This is a genomic window from Nonomuraea sp. B19D2 (assembly GCF_040137845.1).
Lineage (GTDB): Bacteria > Actinomycetota > Actinomycetes > Streptosporangiales > Streptosporangiaceae > Nonomuraea.
The window spans coordinates 316,366-333,361 of the sequence record NZ_JBEFAK010000002.1 but is presented as its reverse complement, the minus strand read 5'-3'; the positions used below and the strand labels follow the sequence as shown (position 1 = coordinate 333,361).

Annotated in this window: 17 protein-coding genes and 1 riboswitch; of the genes, 12 read left to right on the top strand and 5 right to left on the bottom strand. The window is 69.2% G+C overall.

Annotation, left to right across the window (positions count from 1 at the left end):
* Window positions 1-53 precede the first annotated feature (53 nt).
* Together ABN273_RS05205 and ABN273_RS05200 are read left to right on the top strand one after the other, a co-directional pair.
* The gene (locus tag ABN273_RS05205; RefSeq protein ID WP_349447473.1) at window positions 54-803 is read left to right on the top strand and encodes a TerC family protein; all 750 of its coding nucleotides are present in this window, start codon (window positions 54-56) and stop codon (window positions 801-803) included.
* Entirely contained in the window at window positions 803-1,996 is a 1,194-nt protein-coding gene (locus ABN273_RS05200; RefSeq protein WP_349447472.1) for a cytochrome P450, read from the top strand. Before ABN273_RS05205 ends, ABN273_RS05200 begins: the two co-directional genes overlap by 1 nt.
* On the opposite strand, the gene ABN273_RS05195 is transcribed toward ABN273_RS05200, so the two are convergent.
* Window positions 1,980-2,942 carry an SAM-dependent methyltransferase gene (locus ABN273_RS05195; protein ID WP_349447471.1) on the bottom strand — a complete coding sequence of 321 codons (963 nt, stop codon included), beginning with the start codon at window positions 2,940-2,942 and terminating at the stop codon, window positions 1,980-1,982. The genes ABN273_RS05200 and ABN273_RS05195 overlap by 17 nt on opposite strands.
* A 190-nt stretch (window positions 2,943-3,132) precedes the next feature.
* On the opposite strand from ABN273_RS05195, the gene ABN273_RS05190 reads away from it, so the two are divergent.
* The 5 genes from ABN273_RS05190 to ABN273_RS05170 all read left to right on the top strand — a co-directional run bounded on the left by ABN273_RS05190 (window position 3,133) and on the right by ABN273_RS05170 (window position 8,821).
* Complete coding sequence (locus ABN273_RS05190; protein ID WP_349447470.1) at window positions 3,133-3,360, top strand: chaplin family protein; 228 nt, start codon at window positions 3,133-3,135, stop codon at window positions 3,358-3,360.
* Window positions 3,361-3,673: 313 nt separating this feature from the next.
* On the top strand, window positions 3,674-4,564 hold the full coding sequence (locus ABN273_RS05185; RefSeq protein WP_349447469.1) for a Rossmann-like and DUF2520 domain-containing protein: 891 nt from the start codon (window positions 3,674-3,676) through the stop codon (window positions 4,562-4,564).
* Window positions 4,565-4,586: 22 nt separating this feature from the next.
* The gene (gene panC / locus ABN273_RS05180; RefSeq protein ID WP_349447468.1) at window positions 4,587-5,426 is read left to right on the top strand and encodes a pantoate--beta-alanine ligase; all 840 of its coding nucleotides are present in this window, start codon (window positions 4,587-4,589) and stop codon (window positions 5,424-5,426) included.
* Window positions 5,427-5,509: 83 nt separating this feature from the next.
* Window positions 5,510-8,035, top strand: a complete 2,526-nt coding sequence (locus ABN273_RS05175) for an L-aspartate oxidase (RefSeq protein WP_349447467.1) — start codon at window positions 5,510-5,512, stop codon at window positions 8,033-8,035.
* Window positions 8,036-8,038: 3 nt separating this feature from the next.
* Entirely contained in the window at window positions 8,039-8,821 is a 783-nt protein-coding gene (locus tag ABN273_RS05170; RefSeq protein ID WP_349447466.1) for a type III pantothenate kinase, read from the top strand.
* 61 nt (window positions 8,822-8,882) lie between these two features.
* Here ABN273_RS05170 and ABN273_RS05165 read toward each other — a convergent pair whose 3' ends face one another.
* Window positions 8,883-9,089 carry a hypothetical protein gene (locus ABN273_RS05165; protein WP_349447465.1) on the bottom strand — a complete coding sequence of 69 codons (207 nt, stop codon included), beginning with the start codon at window positions 9,087-9,089 and terminating at the stop codon, window positions 8,883-8,885.
* Between the two features lie 426 nt (window positions 9,090-9,515).
* Between ABN273_RS05165 and lysX the strand changes: the two genes are divergently transcribed.
* A complete protein-coding gene (gene lysX / locus ABN273_RS05160; RefSeq protein WP_349447464.1) occupies window positions 9,516-10,997 on the top strand; it encodes a bifunctional lysylphosphatidylglycerol synthetase/lysine--tRNA ligase LysX in 1,482 nt (493 codons plus the stop codon).
* Between the two features lie 5 nt (window positions 10,998-11,002).
* Here lysX and ABN273_RS05155 read toward each other — a convergent pair whose 3' ends face one another.
* On the bottom strand, window positions 11,003-11,932 hold the full coding sequence (locus ABN273_RS05155) for an NADP-dependent oxidoreductase (protein ID WP_349447463.1): 930 nt from the start codon (window positions 11,930-11,932) through the stop codon (window positions 11,003-11,005).
* 84 nt (window positions 11,933-12,016) lie between these two features.
* Here ABN273_RS05155 and ABN273_RS05150 point away from each other — a divergent pair, with 84 nt between their 5' ends.
* Window positions 12,017-12,418: a winged helix-turn-helix transcriptional regulator gene (locus ABN273_RS05150; protein ID WP_349447462.1), complete on the top strand. Its 402-nt coding sequence runs from the start codon at window positions 12,017-12,019 to the stop codon at window positions 12,416-12,418.
* A 686-nt stretch (window positions 12,419-13,104) separates the two neighbouring features.
* On the top strand, window positions 13,105-13,317 hold the full coding sequence (locus ABN273_RS05145) for a helix-turn-helix domain-containing protein (protein ID WP_132597751.1): 213 nt from the start codon (window positions 13,105-13,107) through the stop codon (window positions 13,315-13,317).
* Window positions 13,318-13,331: 14 nt separating this feature from the next.
* Here ABN273_RS05145 and ABN273_RS05140 read toward each other — a convergent pair whose 3' ends face one another.
* Window positions 13,332-14,285: a C40 family peptidase gene (locus ABN273_RS05140; RefSeq protein ID WP_349447461.1), complete on the bottom strand. Its 954-nt coding sequence runs from the start codon at window positions 14,283-14,285 to the stop codon at window positions 13,332-13,334.
* A gap of 95 nt (window positions 14,286-14,380) precedes the next feature.
* A riboswitch (cyclic di-AMP (ydaO/yuaA leader) is annotated at window positions 14,381-14,530 on the bottom strand.
* A 276-nt stretch (window positions 14,531-14,806) separates the two neighbouring features.
* Here ABN273_RS05140 and ABN273_RS05135 point away from each other — a divergent pair.
* Complete coding sequence (locus ABN273_RS05135) at window positions 14,807-15,364, top strand: amino-acid N-acetyltransferase (protein ID WP_349447460.1); 558 nt, start codon at window positions 14,807-14,809, stop codon at window positions 15,362-15,364.
* 22 nt (window positions 15,365-15,386) lie between these two features.
* Here ABN273_RS05135 and ABN273_RS05130 read toward each other — a convergent pair whose 3' ends face one another.
* Entirely contained in the window at window positions 15,387-16,208 is an 822-nt protein-coding gene (locus ABN273_RS05130; protein WP_349447459.1) for a hypothetical protein, read from the bottom strand.
* A 216-nt stretch (window positions 16,209-16,424) separates the two neighbouring features.
* On the opposite strand from ABN273_RS05130, the gene ABN273_RS05125 reads away from it, so the two are divergent.
* The gene (locus tag ABN273_RS05125; protein ID WP_349447458.1) at window positions 16,425-16,958 is read left to right on the top strand and encodes an RDD family protein; all 534 of its coding nucleotides are present in this window, start codon (window positions 16,425-16,427) and stop codon (window positions 16,956-16,958) included.
* The last annotated feature ends 38 nt before the right edge of the window (window positions 16,959-16,996 follow it).

Genomic DNA, 16,996 nt, shown 5'->3' with positions numbered 1-16,996 from the left:
GTTACTCGTTGCTACCGGAAACCCCCGCCCACGTAGTCATGGAGGTGCGCAGAATGTTGGACTGGGTGACCGACCCGCAGATCTGGATCGGCTTCTTCACCCTGGTCGCCCTGGAGATCGTGTTGGGCATCGACAACATCATCTTCATCTCCATCCTGGCCGGGAAGCTACCCCCGGAACAGCGCGACAGAGCCCGCGTGCTGGGTCTGGGCGCGGCCCTGATCAGCCGCCTGCTCCTGCTGCTCGGCCTGTCGTGGGTGGTGCAGCTCACCGAGCCGTTGTTCGCCGTCTTCGGCCACGACATATCGGGACGCGACCTGATCCTGCTGCTCGGCGGCCTGTTCCTGCTGGGCAAGAGCGTCACCGAGATCAGCCACAGCATGGACGGCCCCGCGGGCGGGGACGGCAAGAAGGCCGCCGCCGCCTCCTTCACCTCGGTGATCCTGCAGATCATGGTGCTGGACATCGTGTTCTCGCTCGACTCCGTCATCACCGCAGTCGGAATGGTGGACCAGCTCCCTGTGATGATCGCGGCGGTCGTGGTGTCCGTGCTGGTGATGCTGTTCGCCTCGGGGCCGATCAGCAGGTTCGTGGACCGGCACCCGAGCATCAAGATGCTGGCGCTGTCGTTCCTGGTGCTGATCGGCGTGGTGCTCATCGCCGAGGGCTTCGGCCAGCACATCCCCAAGGGCTACATCTACTTCGCCATGGCGTTCTCGCTCGTCGTCGAGCTGCTGAACATCCGGATGCGCAGCAAGCGCGTCCACCAGGAGCAGGAGGATTCGGCTTCTAGTATGGAATAGTGCGCTTTGACCCTTGGGATCCGGATTTCGTGGCCTACCCGTACGACGTGTACGACGAGCTGAGGCGCGAGTCGCCCGTCAGCTACTTCGAGCCGACGAACCAGTGGCTGATCTCACGCCACGCCGACGTGAACGCCCTGCTCAGGGACCGCCGCCTGGGCAGGTCCTACCTGCACGTGGCCACCCATGAGGAGTTCGGCAGGCCGCCGGAGCCGGAGTCCCACGAGCCGTTCTGGCGGGTGATCAGGGCGGGCATGCTGGACGTGGAGCCGCCGGTGCACACCAGGCTGCGCCGGCTGGTCTCCAAGGCGTTCACGCCCCGCATGGTCGAGTCCCTGCGGCCCCGGGTGCGCGCCGTCGCCGAGGGCCTGGTGGACGCGTTCGTGGAGAAGGGCGGCGGCGACCTGATCGCCGAGGTGGCCGAGCCGCTCCCGGTGACGGTGATCGCGGAGATGCTCGGCATCCCCGAGCAGGACCGCCACCTGCTGCGCCCCTGGTCGGCGGACATCTGCGGCATGTACGAGCTCAACCCGACGCCGGACGCCCAGCACGCGGCGGTACGCGCGGCGTCGGAGTTCGCCGGCTACCTCAAGACCCTCGCCGCGCAGCGGCGCCGGACCCCGGGCGAGGACCTGGTCAGCGCGCTGGCGGCGATCGAAGAGCTGACCGAGGACGAGCTGGTCGGCACGTGTGTGCTGCTGCTCAACGCCGGCCACGAGGCCACCGTGAACGTGACAGGCAACGGCTGGTGGTCCCTGTTCAGGAACCCCGCCGAGCTGGCACGGCTGCGCGAGGACCGCTCGCTGCTGCCCACAGCCGTCGAGGAGCTGATGCGCTGGGACACGCCGCTGCAGATGTTCGAGCGCTGGGTGCTGGAGGACATCGAGGTGCACGGCGTGGAGATCCCGCGTGGGTCGGAGGTGGCGCTGCTGTTCGGCTCGGCCAACCGTGACCAGGCGGTGTTCGAGGAGCCGGACCGGCTCGACGTGGGGCGCGCGGACAATCCGCACATCTCCTTCGGGGCCGGCATCCACTTCTGCCTGGGGGCGCCGCTGGCCCGCATCGAGCTCATGGAGTCGTTCGGCGCGCTGCTGGCCCGGGCGAACAAGCTGGAGCTGCGGCAGGAGCCCGCCTGGAAGCCCGGCTACATCATCCGAGGGCTGGAGTCCCTGGAGGTCAGCGCCGCTGGCTGAGCCAGCCGAAGCCGCCGAGGCCGGCCGGATCGATCAGCTCGCCCTCCTCCGAGGCCCGGGCCAGGGCCCGGACATAGCCCCGCGGATCGGTGTGGGCCAGGTCGATGGGCGGCCGGGTGCCGGTGATCCCCAACGCCTTCAGCGCCGCACGCTGTGTGGACAAGGTTGTGGATATCGCACCGGCTCGCCGCCCGGCCTCCGCGCACGCGTCGAGGGCCACGTGAGCCGTGATATCGCAGGTCCCGTCGGGGATCGGGGCAACGACCGCGCCGTCGCGGTAACCGGTCAACGTGCCACAGAGCGGCCGGTTATCCACAGCATGTGCATAATCGATGGCAATCGCCCGGCCGCGGTTGAGACGTACCAGGACAGCGGCCCATGCCTCATCGCGGGGCCGGCCGATCTCCGCGCGCGAGCCCACGCGGGACAGCGGCCACCACCGGTCGAGCCAGGCGCGGTCGGCGGGACGCAGCGGCCCGCCGAGGCGCTCCTCGCCCGTGTGGACGTTGACCATGACGAGGCGCGGCCCGTCGGCGGTCTGCTCGGCCACGTCGAGCGGGATGTTGTCGAGCCACTCGTTGGCGATGGCCAGGCCGGTGATGCCGGTGGGCAGGCTCCGCCGCCAGGCGACGCGCTCGGGCAGTCCCTCTGGCCTGGGGGAGAGGTCGACGGCGGTGACGCGGAGCCGGTCGCGCAGCCTGGGCTCGGCGGCGGCGAGCACCTGGGTGACCAGCGTGCCCTCGCCCGCGCCGATGTCGACCAGGTCGAGCACGTCCGGGCCGCCGAGCTCGGCGTCCACCTCCGCCAGCAGCCCCAGCACCGCGTCGGCGAACGCCGCGGAGGCGCTGACCGAGGTGCGGAAGTGGCCCGAAGGGCGCTCGCGAAGGTAGAAGCCCTCCTCGCCGTACAGCGCACGCTCCGTCGCGGCGCGCCAGGTGAGCCACATGCTCTGGACTATCTCATGATTTCTTGTTGATACGCATCGCTATCAAACGACTACTCATTGTCGCCGACTTGCAGTAGCTTTACCCTTCGTCATCGAGTGATCGCGTTCCGCCAACCCTCATTTGGCGGAGCCCTTCGCTCCCGAGCAGAGCACCCCAGCGGCCCAGGCCGCGCAACTGAGAGGAACCCCCGTGCTGAAGAAGGTCATGGTCGTCGCAGGAGCCTTCGCCATGCTGTCGCTCGCGGCCCCGGCGCACGCCGACATCACCAGCGGCGACGGCAGCGTGCTCGGCGGCAACCAGGTGCACGCTCCGATCGCCATCCCGATCAACGTCTGCGGCAACGCCGTGGCCGTCATCGGCATCGCGTTCGCCGGCTGCAAGGGCGGTGCTCACGCCTACGTGCCGAGCCACCACTGACAACGCGACAAACCCGGGCCGGCGCTCGTCCGGCCCGGGCTGTCACTCCGGCTGGCCGGTCGGCGAGCAGCCAGCCGGCGCACCTCCAAGAGGTCACATCCGCGCGGGCGTCGGTCCTGGATGAGGGGACGCGGCGCCCGCTGCCATGCGATGGAACCCCTCTCCTCATCTCTTCCGACAGGGGGTGCACCGTTTTGTATGCCCTTGTCGCTTTTGTCGTTAACTCAACATGCGGCAAAACAGCGGTCACATCTGCAGTCGCGAAAGGCCGTTACGCTGGTCGGCGGTGCCATATCGACAGAGGTGTGACGTCATGGACGCAGGGGATCGCCCGGCACGGCTGACTGTCGGCGTGCTGGGGGCGGGCAAGGTCGGCTCGGCCCTCGGTGCCGCGCTGGCGCAGGCGGGGCACCGGATCGTGGCCGCGAGCGGCGTTTCGGAAAATTCACAGCGATGGGCGGCCGACCGGCTCGGCGTCAAGCTGTCCAGGCCCGACGAGGTCGTCGCGGCGGCCCAGCTCATCCTGCTCACCGTGCCCGACGACGCGCTGCCCGACCTCGTCAACGGGCTCGCCACCACGGGCGCCGACCTGCAGGGCAAGCTGCTCGTGCACACCAGCGGGGCCTACGGGCTGTCCGTGCTCGACCCGGCGGCCAAGGCCGGCGCGCTGCCGCTGGCACTGCACCCGGTGATGACGTTCACGGGCAGGGACGACGACATCAACAAGCTCACCGGCATCTCGTACGGCGTGACCGCCCCCGACGTGCTGCGGCCGATCGCCGAGGCCCTGGTGATCGAGATGGGTGGCGAGCCCGTCTGGATCGCCGACGCCGACCGCGCGCTCTACCACGCGGCACTGGCCGGGGCCGCCAACCACATGGTCACGCTCATCGCCGAGTCACAGGAGCTGCTCCGGCGTATCGGCGTCGAGCACCCGGGGCGCATGCTGGGCCCGCTGCTCGGCGCCGCACTCGACAACGTGCTGAGGCTGGGCATCGCCGGGCTGACCGGCCCGGTCGTCCGCGGCGACGCGGGCACCGTGCGCAAGCACGTGGACGCGCTGATCCTGGCGGCGCCCGAGGCGGCCGACGCCTACATCGCGCTGGCCAGACTCACGGCCGACCGGGCACTGGCCGCCGGGCTGCTCAAACCGGAGGAGGCGGAGCGGCTGCTCGACGCGCTGGGCGGCAATATATGGACTTAACCGTCCCGTTCGGAGGCTGAAGATGGAGCTGATCGTCGCCAGGCACAGGGATGACCTGGTCAAGGCGCGGCGTGGTGGTGAGGTGGCGCTGGTGCCGACCATGGGCGCGCTGCACGAGGGCCACCGGTCGCTGATCAGGCAGGCCCGGGCCCGCGCCGATCAGGTCGTGGTCAGCATCTTCGTCAACCCCCTGCAATTCGGCCCAAACGAGGATTTTTCCCGATATCCCCGTACGTTCGACGCCGACCTTGACGTGTGCCGGGCGGAGGGCGTGGACGTCGTGTTCCACCCCGACGCCGAGGTGATGTACGCGCCGGACCGCCAGGTGAGCGTCTCCGCCGGCCACATGGGCACGGTCGTCGAGGGCGCATGTCGCCCCGGGCACTTCGACGGCGTGCTCACGGTCGTGCTCAAGCTGTTCAACCTCGTCCAGCCCGACCTCGCCGTCTTCGGGCAGAAGGACGCCCAGCAGCTCGCGCTCATCCGCCGCATGGTCGCCGACCTCGACCTGCCGATCGAGATCCTGGGCGCGCCCACCGTACGCGAGCCCGACGGCCTGGCCCTGTCGAGTCGCAACCGCTACCTGTCCGACGACGACCGGCAGGTGGCGCTGGCGCTCTCCCGCGCCCTGCGGGCGGGCGCGGCGGAGCTCACCCCGGCCGGGGTCCGCGCGGCGGCGCGGGCGGTGCTCGACGCGGCCGGGCCGCGGCTGGAGATCGACTACCTCGCGCTGGTCGACCCGGCCACGTTCGCCGACGTCGACGAGACGTACGAGGGGACGGCCGTGCTCGCGGTGGCCGCCAAGGTGGGCACGACCAGGCTGATCGACAACGTCACGGTCACCTTGAGTCCCGCCTCATAGGACATCCGGACCCCGGGTCATGGGCACGCCGCGCCAGGCGTTATCGTCATGTTGACGAAATCGCCTCAGTGAGGAGACCCCTGATGAGTGCACCGGCGATTCCCCTGCGGCTGACCGCGCCCGCGCCGGGCTGGACCGTCGAAGCGGACGTGGTCGTCATCGGCTCGGGCATCGCGGGCCTGACCGTGGCCCTGCGCCATGCCGAGCTGGAGCCGTCCGCCAAGGTGCTGGTCGTCACCAAGGATGTGCTGTCGGCGGGCTCCACCCGATGGGCACAGGGCGGCATCGCGGCCGTGCTCGATCCCCGTGACACCCCCGGCGAGCACCTGAACGACACGTTGCTCGCCGGAGTCGGGCTGTGCGACACGCGGGCCGTGCGCACGCTCGTCACGGAAGGGCCCGGCGCGCTGCGGCGGCTCATGGAGCGTGGCGCCCGCTTCGACCGCACCCCCGATGGGGAGCTCCAGCTCACGCGGGAGGGCGGGCACCGGCGGCGCCGGATCGTGCACGCGGGCGGCGACGCCACGGGAGCGGAGGTGCAGCGGGCACTCATCGAGGCGGCCCGCGCCGAGCACATCGAGGTGATCGAACACGCGCTGGTGCTCGACCTGCTCAAGGACGCCAGGGGCCGGGCCACGGGCGTGACGCTGCACGTCATGGGCGAGGGCGCACGTGACGGGGTGGGCGCGGTGCGCGCCAGGGCGGTGGTGCTGGCCACCGGCGGCATGGGCCAGGTGTACTCCGCCACCACCAACCCCGCCGTCTCGACCGGCGACGGGGTCGCGCTCGCGCTGCGGGCCGGGGCCGTGGTGCGCGACATCGAGTTCGTCCAGTTCCATCCGACCGTGCTCTGGCTCGGCGAGGGCTCGACCGGTCAGCAGCCGCTGATTTCTGAGGCGGTCAGGGGCGAGGGCGCGTACCTGGTGGACCACGAGGGCGGCCGGTTCATGCAGGGCGTGCACGAGCTCGCGGACCTCGCGCCGCGCGACGTCGTGGCCAAGGCGATCATGCGCACGATGCGGGAGACGGGCCGCGACCACGTGTACCTCGACGGCCGCCACTTCGGCCGCGAGAAGTGGGAGTCCCGTTTTCCCACGATCTACGCCGTCTGCCGCGAGCACGGCATCGACCCGGTGACCGAGCCGATCCCCGTGGCGCCCGCCGCCCATTACGCGAGCGGCGGCGTCCGCACGGACCTGCACGGCCGTACCTCGATCGAGGGCCTGTACGCGTGCGGCGAGGTGGCCTGCACCGGCGTGCACGGCGCGAACCGGCTGGCCTCGAACTCCCTGCTCGAGGGGCTCGTCTTCGCCGAACGCATCGCCGAGCACATCCACGCGGTACGCCCGTCGCCGGGCGAGCCGGCCGCGGACGGAGCGGCGACCGGGCTGGTGGACCCGAGGGTCAGGCCCAGGATCCAGGCCCACATGAGCACCGGGGCGAGCGTGCTGCGCAGCCGCGAGTCGCTGCTGGCCACGGCCAGGGCACTGCGCGACGCCCGCTGGACGCCGGTCGAGGTGCCCGCCTGCACCGAGTCCTGGGAGACCACGAACCTGCTCACCGTCGCCACCGTGCTCACCGGCGCGGCGGCGGCCAGGCTCGAGACCCGCGGCTCACACTGGCGCGAGGACTACGACACCCGAGACGACAACGACTGGCTCGGCCACCTGGACGTGACCCTGACCGAGGAGGGCCCCCGCATGACGTACACGCCTCACGGAGACGCGATGCCGCCGCGCCTGGCGCAGGAGCTCACCGCGGCCGGGCTGGACCCGGCCGAGGTGGACGCGCTGATCGACCGGGCGCTGGCCGAGGACCTGCAGGAGGCAGGCGACGTGACGAGCCTGGCCACCATCCCCGCGGAGCAGTCCTGCGTGGGCGACGTGGTGGCCCGCAAGGACGGCATCGTGGCGGGACTGGCCGTGGCCGAGGCGGTCTTCGTCCGGCTGGGCGCCGCCCGTACGGAGAGAAGGGCCAAGGACGGCGAGCGGGTGCGGGCCGGAGACGTGCTCATGACGGTCGAGGGGCCGGTGCGGGCCATGCTGACGGCCGAGCGCACCGCGCTCAACCTGCTCACGCACCTCTCGGGGGTGGCCACGCTGACCGGCAGGTGGGTGGAGGCGCTCAGCGGCACGGCGGCGCGCGTGCGTGACAGCCGCAAGACGCTGCCCGGGCTGCGGGCCCTGGAGAAGTACGCCGTGCGCTGCGGCGGCGGCGTGAACCACCGGATGTCGCTGTCGGACGCCGCGCTGATCAAGGACAACCACGTGGTGGCGGCCGGCGGGGTGGCCGAGGCGTTCAGGGCGGTCAGGGAGCGCTACCCGGACCTGCCGATCGAGGTGGAGATCGACCGGCTCGACCAGCTCGAGGCCGTGCTGGACGAGGGGGCCGGGGAGATCCTGCTGGACAACTTCACGATCGAGGACACGGCTCGTGCCGTACAAGTCGTGAAAAATCGGGCAAAAAACAGGGTTGCACTTGAAGCCAGCGGGGGATTGACCTTGGAATCGGCTCGCAGTGTGGCCGAAACTGGCGTTGACTACCTGGCGGTGGGGGCGCTGACGCACTCTGCGCCAGCCCTGGACATCGCACTGGATCTGCGGGGGTAATTGATGCTGCTCACGATCGACGTCGGCAACACGCACACGGTGTTGGGGCTGTTCGAGGGCGAGGACGTCATCGAGCACTGGCGGCTGGCCACCGACGCCCGCCGCACCGCCGACGAGATCGCGGTCGTACTCCAGGGCTTGCTGGCGCAGTCGCCGCTGCTCAAGGGGGCCGACATTGACGGCATCGCCATCTGCTCCACGGTCCCGAGCGTGCTCAACGAGATGCGCGAGATGTGCCGCCGCTACTACGGCGACGTCACGGCGGTGATCGTGGAGCCGGGCATCCGCACCGGGGTGCCCGTACGCATGGACAACCCCAAAGAGGTCGGCAGCGACCGCATCGTGAACGCGCTGGCGGCCATCGACCAGTACGGCGGGCCCTGCGTCATCGTCGACTTCGGCACCGCGACGTCGTTCGACGCGGTGTCGGCCAAGGGCGAGTACGTCGGGGCGGTCACCGCGCCCGGCATCGAGATCTCGGTCGACGCGCTGGCCGCCGCCGGGGCGCAGCTGCACAAGGTGGAGCTGGTCAGGCCGCGCTCGGTGATCGCCAAGAACACGGTGGAGGCGCTGCAGGCCGGGATCATCTACGGGTTCGCCGGCCAGGTGGACGGGATCGTGGAGCGCATGGCGGCCGAGCTGGCCGACGACCCCGACGACGTGACGGTGGTGGCCACGGGCGGGCACGCGGGCCTGGTGGTGGGCGAGTCGCGCTCGATCGACGTGCACGAGCCGTGGCTGACGCTCATCGGGCTGCGCCTGATCTACAACAGGAACACGACCTGACACGAAACAAGCGGCCCCCGCTCTGGTAAGGGGGCCGCTCGCGCATGTCCGGGGTTGATCGTCACTCGCTCTCGGCGGTGTAGATGTAGTCCCAGGAGCCGCACTTCTTCGGGTAGTTGCTGTACTGGCCGATCTGGCAGACCTTCACCCGCAGGCTGTGGACGTCGTTCTCCTGGAAGAAGAACTTCTTGTAGCCGGGGTAGCCGCAGTACTTCCTGGATTGAACTCCTCTCCACCATGAATGAATGGTGGAGATTCTTCCCGTCACCCTCAAGTGCGGGGGTTCGCGCTTCACCGACCCGGGCAACCCCGAGTCTCCACGCGCTGTCACCGCCGTTCCGGCGGCCTAGCTGTACCGACAAGGACACGATCTCCCGATGGGCTTGGCTATCGCCTTCCCGTTCGATCACTCGAACCGTACCCACAGTGGCCGAGGGTGTGCAAGAAGTTACGTCAAAGGCGCGCTCGCGCCCCAGGCGGCACTCACGCGGGGGCGGGCCTTCACCTCCCGCCTCAAGGCGGGAGCACTGGCCCGTATCCCGGTAGACCTGGGACCAGCCGCCGTCGAAGTCGCCGGCTCCCCCTCGAGCTCGTGAGATATTGATAAGCGAGGGCTCTTGCACAGGTCCTGCAGCGTTCCTGTAGCGGACCGACGAGGTCTTGCAGTTCGCCATATCCCCTACCCTTTGATGTTGTGAGCGACGAACTTCCCGAGCAGATGCGCATCCGGAGGGAGAAGCTCGACCGCCTTCGCAGCGAGGGCGTCGACCCTTACCCGGTGAATTTCCCACGTACGGCGACCAACGCCGAGGTCAGGGAGAAATACCAGGGCCTGGAGCCCGACACCGCCACCGGTGACACGGTCGCGGTCGCGGGGCGCGTCATGCTCAACCGCGTGGGCGGCAAGCTCTGCTTCGCCACGATCCGCGACGGCGGCGGTGACCTCCAGGTCATGATCTCGCTCGACAAGGTGGGCGAGGAGTCGCTGGCCGCGTGGAAGCGCGACGTCGACCTGGGCGACCACGTGGGCGTCAGCGGCGAGGTCATCACCTCGCGGCGCGGCGAGCTGTCGATCCTGGCCGACAGCTGGCAGATCACCGCCAAGTGCCTGCGCCCGCTGCCGGAGAAGCACGTCGGCCTCACCGACCCCGAGGCGCGCGTCCGCCAGCGCTACGTCGACCTCATCGTCAACGACGAGGCGCGGAAGATGGCCCGCCTCCGCAGCGCCACGGTGCGCGCGGTGCGCGACTTCTGGCACGAGGAGGGCTACCTCGAGGTCGAGACCCCGATGCTGCAGCCCATCCACGGCGGCGCGACGGCCCGGCCCTTCAAGACCCACATCAACGCCTACGACATGGAGCTCTACCTTCGCATCGCGATCGAGCTCTACCTCAAGCGGCTCGTGGTCGGGGGCGTCGAGAAGGTCTTCGAGATCAACCGCAACTTCCGCAACGAAGGCGCCGACTCCACGCACAACCCCGAGTTCACGATGCTGGAGGCGTACGGCACCTACCTCGACTACAACGACATGGCCGACCTGACCCAGCGGATGTACCAGAAGGCCGTGGTGGCGGCCCTGGGCACGTCGGTGGTCGTCCACGACGGGGTCGAGGTGGACCTGGGGATCGCCGAGTGGCCCCGCATCACCCTGTACGGCGCCGTCTCGGAGGCCGTGGGTGAGGAGATCACCACCGCGACCACCCTGGAGGAGCTCCGCAAGCTCGCCGACCGCCGCGAGATCCACTGGGACCCGAAGTGGGGCGCGGGCAAGCTGGTGCAGGAGCTCTTCGAAGCCCTGGTGGAGCACACGATCGTGCAGCCCACGTTCGTCATGGACTACCCGCTGGAGACCTCGCCCCTGACCCGTCAGCACCGGGAGAACCCGCTGCTGACGGAGAAGTGGGACCTGATCGGCTTCGGCACGGAGCTGGGCACCGCCTACTCGGAGCTGATCGACCCGATCGAGCAGCGCCGCCGCCTGACGGAGCAGTCCCTCCTGGCCGCCGGCGGCGACCTGGAGGCCATGCAGCTGGACGAGGACTTCCTGCAGGCCCTGGAGTACGCCATGCCGCCCACTGGCGGTGTGGGCGTGGGGATCGACCGCATGATCATGGCCTTCACCGGCAAGAACATCCGCGAAACGATCCTGTTCCCGCTGGTCAAGCCCACCCACTGACCGGGTCAGGGGACGAGGACGAGGCGGCCGCGGAGGCCGCCGGCGGCCAGGCGGGCGTGGGCGTCGGCGGCCTTATCCAAGGGGTACGTGTCCGCCACCCGCAACGTCAGCCGCCCACCTTCCACAAGCCGCACCACCTCCGCGAGTTGGGCGGCGTCGGCCCGGAAGAACACGGTGGCGACGTCGATCCCACGCAGCCCCACGGGCGCCACGCCCGCGGAGAGGGCGACGAAGGCCCCGCCGTCCCGCACCGCGTCCAGAGCCGCCAGGCCGAGCACGGCCGTGTCCACGACGGCGTCCACGCCCCCGGGGACAAGGGCACGTACGGAGGAGGCCACGTCGTCACCGCGGGGCACGAACCACTCGGCCCCCAACCCTCGTACCAGCTCCTCGTCCCCGGCCCCCGCGATCGCCGCCACCCGGGCGCCGCGCAGCGCGGCCAGCTCGACCAGGTAGCCGCCGACGGCCCCAGCCGCCCCCGTGACCAGCAGCGTACGGCCGGGGCCGACGCCCGCGCGGTCGAGCGCCTGCCAGGCCGTGAGCGCGTTGAGCGGGATCGTGGCCGCCTCCACGGCGGTGCGGCCGCGCGGCGCCCGCGCCACCGCCGAGGCGTCCACCACCACGTACTCGGCCTGCGCCTTCACCGGTAGCTCGAGGCGCGCGACGAGCCCGATGACCTCCTCTCCCACACGGAACGCGGTCCCGTCCCCCACCTGGTCGACGGTGCCTGCGACGTCGAAGCCGAGCCCGTACGAGTCCAGCCTGCGGGCCACGCCGTAGTCCGCGAGCGTCCCTGCGGCCACGGCGAGGTCGAACAGGTTAACCCCGGCCGCCGCCATCTTGATCCGCACCTGTCCGGGCCCCGCGGTGGGCACCGGCACCTCCACGAGCCGAGGAGAGCCGGAACCGCCGATGAGTGCACGCATGTTCGTCATGCCGACGAGCGTAGGTAGAGTTACTCTCTCATGGTAAGTAGGCACCTGGAAGTGCGTAACCCACCCACAAGGAGGAACGGACGAATGGCCACGAAGACGGCGGCGGAGCGGCGCGACGAGGCCAGGCAGGCCTTCGACGCGTACTTCGCCCAATGCCCCTCCAGGAAGCTCCTCGACCGCCTCAGCGACAAGTGGGTCACCCTCCTGCTCAGCGCGCTGGCGGAAGGGCCGCGCCGCTACAGCGACCTGGCCAGGCGCATCGCGGGCGTCAGCCAGAAGATGCTCACCCAGACCCTGCGCGGCCTGGAGCGCGACGGCCTGGTCTCGCGCACACTCACTCCCTCGGTGCCCGTACGGGTGGACTACGCGCTCACCCCGCTGGGCGAGAGCCTGATGCCGCTGGTGGCCGCGATCAAGAACTGGTCGGAAACGCACATTGAGGACGTCGAGGCGGCCAGGGACCGTTACGACGCGGGCAATACCTGACCCCTCACGGGAAGTGGTCGTGGAACTACCTTCTGGCTTGCCGGTTTCCGATCCGCGGGCGGTTGTAAGCATCGGGTCAAGGTCGTCGGCGGGTGTCCCGTTCCATCCTCTCCGGTGCCCGGGTGTCGGCATGATCGCCATGAGGGGCGCCGGGTACGCGCACCCGGAAACCGGGCACTCCGCCGCGGCCGGTGACGCGTGCAGCCCGGTGGCGGCCGGATGATTACCCGCGGGCCAGGCGGAGCACGCGGCTCCGAACAATCCGGTAGGCGCGTCGGGCCGGCCATTTCAATGGCCTGACCTGGATCTCCCGGCGGGATATGAATCGCCGTACAAAGCGAGCGATTGGTGGCTCAACACGCGAGCGGAAGATCTTGCTTGGCGCGCTCAGCCGGCAATGACCGGCTTATGGATCACCCCGAAACTTCGCGCCGAACGGATCAAAATCGGGAACGTCCCGAGGCCCATTGATAGCGTGCGGTAAGGCCCGAAGAGATCACTCATCGCCTGCCGGGCGTCCTGACATATCGCGAGTGCGCCACATATAACGGATCATGTCAATAGCCCCCGTCAAGTGCGACGATTGTCATGCTTGACGTCCTTTCCGCGATGCGTTTACCGTCTCCGAGGAGCGGCTTTGGCCCATCTGTGAGGTCCGAGTTCTGCTGTTGGGGGGAGGGCTCCCGGTGGATGTGCTCACTGAAGGCGTTGAGCTAAGCCATGCGGATTTGGCGCTGCTGGCGGAGCTGGCCAGGGGAGTCACGGTCGATCGGGTGGGCAGACGTCTGGATATCAGCGGGCGCACGGTACGCCGGAGATTACGCGGCATCTGCGACCGCATCGGCGTCGCCACGGCGATCGAGGCCGTGGCCTGGGCCGCGCGCCGCCAGCTGATCTAGCTGCGACCTGGCTGTCAGTCGGCGATGCGCACCGCGCCGGCGAACGGCCGCCTGGCGATCGACGCGATCCGTACGACGTCGCCCGTCTGTGGGGCGTGCACCATCATGCCGCCGCCGATGTAGATGCCCACGTGGTGCAGGTCGCTGTAGAAGAACACCAGGTCGCCGGGCCGCAGCTCCGAGCGCGAGATGTGCCTCCCCGCGGTCCACTGGTTGCCGGTGTAGTGCGGCAGCGAGATGCCCACCCGCTGGAACGCCGCCATGACCAGCCCGGAGCAGTCGTAGGAGTTCGGCCCCTCGGCGCCCCAGACGTACGGCTTGAGCTGCTGTGTGAGCGCCCACCGCGCGGCCTCCGCGGCCTTGCCGCTGCCCGCGATGGGCAGGTTGACGCGCACGGCGCGCGTGCCGGGCTGTCCCGCCTCGCCTAGGGCCCGCTTGAACAGGCTGCTCTCGACCTTGGCCACCATCGTGGTGATCTTGTCGCGCTTGGACTTGAGGTCGTCGACGATCTTCTGGACCTCGTCGATGCGTGCCGTGGCGCCCGCCCTGGCGCGGGCTGCGGCCTCCATGGCCTTGGCGAGCTGGTTGATCTCCTCGCCCTGCTCCTGCTCCAGCGCGTACGAGGTCGCGGCGCGGTTGAGGAAGTCCTCCGGGTCCTTGGAGGTGGCGAACGCCAGGGTCCTGGTGAATCCGCCCGTGATGTAGGCGTTCTGGGCGAGCAGGGCGGCCTTCGCGCGCTTGGCGGCCAGATCCGTCTCGCTGGACGTCAACGTCTTCTGCGCGGCATCGGAGGCATTCTTGGCCGACTTGAGCTTCTCCCGCTGGCCGTTGTACTGCTCGGTCAGCGTCTCGATCTGGGTGTGCAGCTCCTGGGCCTGGGCGGCGAGCTCCTTCAACGAGGGCTTGGGGTCCGCGGACGCCGAACCGACGGGGATGGCGAACAGCAGCGCGGCGACTGTGAGACTCACCACACCGACGTGGCGCGGCCGCCGTGCCCGTTCCGGAGGGCGGGCGTGCTTGCCCGCTGACTTCCCCCCACCGTCACGCGTGCGCTTCACCAATCAGCTCCTCTCATAGACGCCTACCGGGTTAGCTGACGGGTTCGGGCCGGAGCAGCCCTACCGAGAGACTCGGACTCACCCCTGTGATGGCGCTGGAGGTCACCACCTGTGGGTCCCCGGCTCCCCTTTCGGGAATTGAGCGTGCCACCCGTACGACATACGGGGAGCATTGTCGCTGGACACTAATGCACTCCAGGTTCGTGCTCAACCAGAACTGCCAAGTCTGTAGAGGTTTCACAACCGAAGGGTCACAAGGTGATCTCGTGATCACCTGTGCGGAACTGACCTTATGCCCTCTATGTCCGTGCTTTCGCGCTTACCCCCACCGGGTGCGAGCTCCGTGCTCATCTGGCCACGAGATGTAACAGGATGGGCCGAGACATGGGAGTTAGGGCTGAGCCGTAATGAGATCTGTACTCTGGAGAACCATGGAGCAGGTGGCCGAACTGACAGCGCCCGAGACCGCGGTGGTGGTCCGGCGAGCCCGCACGCCCGACGTGCGCGCGGTCAGGCGCCTGGTGGACACCTACGCGGGCGCGGGTCCGCGGCTCCTGGAGAAGGCCACAGTGACGCTGTACGAGGACGTACAGGAGTTCTGGGTGGCCGAGCGAGGCGGACAGGTCGTCGGCTGCGGCGCGCTCCACGTGCTCTGGGAGGACCTCGCAGAGGTCCGCACGGTGGCCGTGGATCCCGAGTGCCGGGGGATGGGCGTCGGCCACCGGATCGTCTCCGCGTTGATCCAGCAGGCTAAAGATCTTGGTCTGCGACGTGTATTCTGTCTCACTTTTGAGGTCGACTTCTTCGCGAGGCACGGATTCCGCCCGATCCAGGGCACACCGGTCTCACACGAGGTCTACGCCGAGCTGCTGGCCTCGTACGACGAGGGTGTGGCGGAGTTCCTCGACCTGGAACACGTCAAGCCGAACACGCTGGGCAACACCCGCATGCTGCTCCATCTGACATCGGGTGACGCGGACCTTGACTAGCTGGAAAGGTGATTGTTGATACCTATGTCGATACGTTGGGCAGGACAGGCATGTGTCCTGACACGTGCCACACGCGCACTCGAAGCGAGGTGACACGGTGAGCACCGGACAGCCGCCGTATCCACAGGACGACTCCGGCGACAACCCCGCCGGCACCCCGGAATACGGACAACAGAACGCGGGTCGCCGCCCCGGCGAGCCCGACCCCGACGTGACTGTGGTCGGCTACCGGGCGGACGATGCCTACGGTCAGCAGCCCCAGTACGGCCAGCAGGGCTACGGCCAGCAGCCCCAATACGGCCAGCAACAGCAGCAGTATGGCCAGCCCCAGCACGGCCAGCAGCCTCAATACGGTCAGCAGGGTTACGGCCAGCCCCAGTACGGCCAGCAGCCGCCCTCGGGCCAGCAGTACGGCCAGCAGCCCCAGGCCCAGCCGGACTACGGCCAGCAGCCCCAGGCCCAGCCGGACTACGGCCAGCAGCCTCAGTATGGTCAGCAGCCCCAGTACGACCAGCAGTACGGCCAGCAGCAGCAGTCGGGCCAGCAGGGCTACGGCCAGCAGCCCCAGTATGGTCAGCAGTCGCAGTCCCAGCCGGACTACGGCCAGCAGGGCTATGGCCAGCAGCCGCCCTCGGGTCAGCAGTACGGCCAGCAGCCGCAGGCCCAACCGGACTACGGGCAGCAGCCTCAGTATGGTCAGCAGCCTCAGTATGGTCAGCAGCCTCAGTACGGGCAGCAGCCGCAGTCCCAGCAGGACTACGGACAGCAGGCTCAGTATGGCCAGCAGCCGCAGTCCCAGCCTGACTACGGGCAGCATCAGTACGGTCAGCAGCCCCAGTCTCAACCGGACTACGGGCAGCAGGCTCAGTATGGCCAGCAGCCGCAGTCCCAGCCCGGCTACGGCCAGCAGGGCTATGGCCAGCAGGCTCAGTCCCAGCCGGGTTACGCCCAGCCGGGCTACGGCCAGCAGTACGGCGACCAGCAGTACGCCCAGGGCTACGGGCAGCCGCAGCAGTACGGCCAGCCGGGCTACGGGCAGGCCTACGGTCAGCCGGGCCCGGTGGGCGTGCAGCCGCCAGGAGCGCCCGCCCCGCTGGCGGAGTGGTGGCAGCGCCTGGTGGCGAGGATCATCGATTTCGTCATCCTCTTCATCGTGAACGTCGTCATCGGCTTCATCCTGGTTGCGGCGCTGGCGGTCAGTTACTCCTCGATCGACGGCACCACCAGCGGCCTCCTCTCTGGAACGGTCGTGGGCATGATCACGGCGGTCATCGTGACCGCGTTGTGGATCGCCTATGACTTCTTCCTGCTGAAGATGAACGGTCAGACCGTCGGCAAGATGGTCATGGGCATCAAGGTCGTGCCTGTCGGCCAGGGCATGCCGCCGAAGGGCCTGCCGACCGACCTGGCGCTCAAGCGCGCCGCGGTGACCTGGGGCGGCTGGGCGCTCAACGTCCTCCCGCTGGGCTTCATCAGCTCGCTGCTCGGCTACATCGTCGTGGGGCTCAACGGCGCCTCGCAGCTCTGGGACAAGCCGCTGCAGCAGACGTTCGCCGACAAGTTGGCGACGACCGTAGTGGTGAAGATCAAGTAGTTCTCGCGACAGGTAAAAGCAGGGGCCGGCTTCGTGCC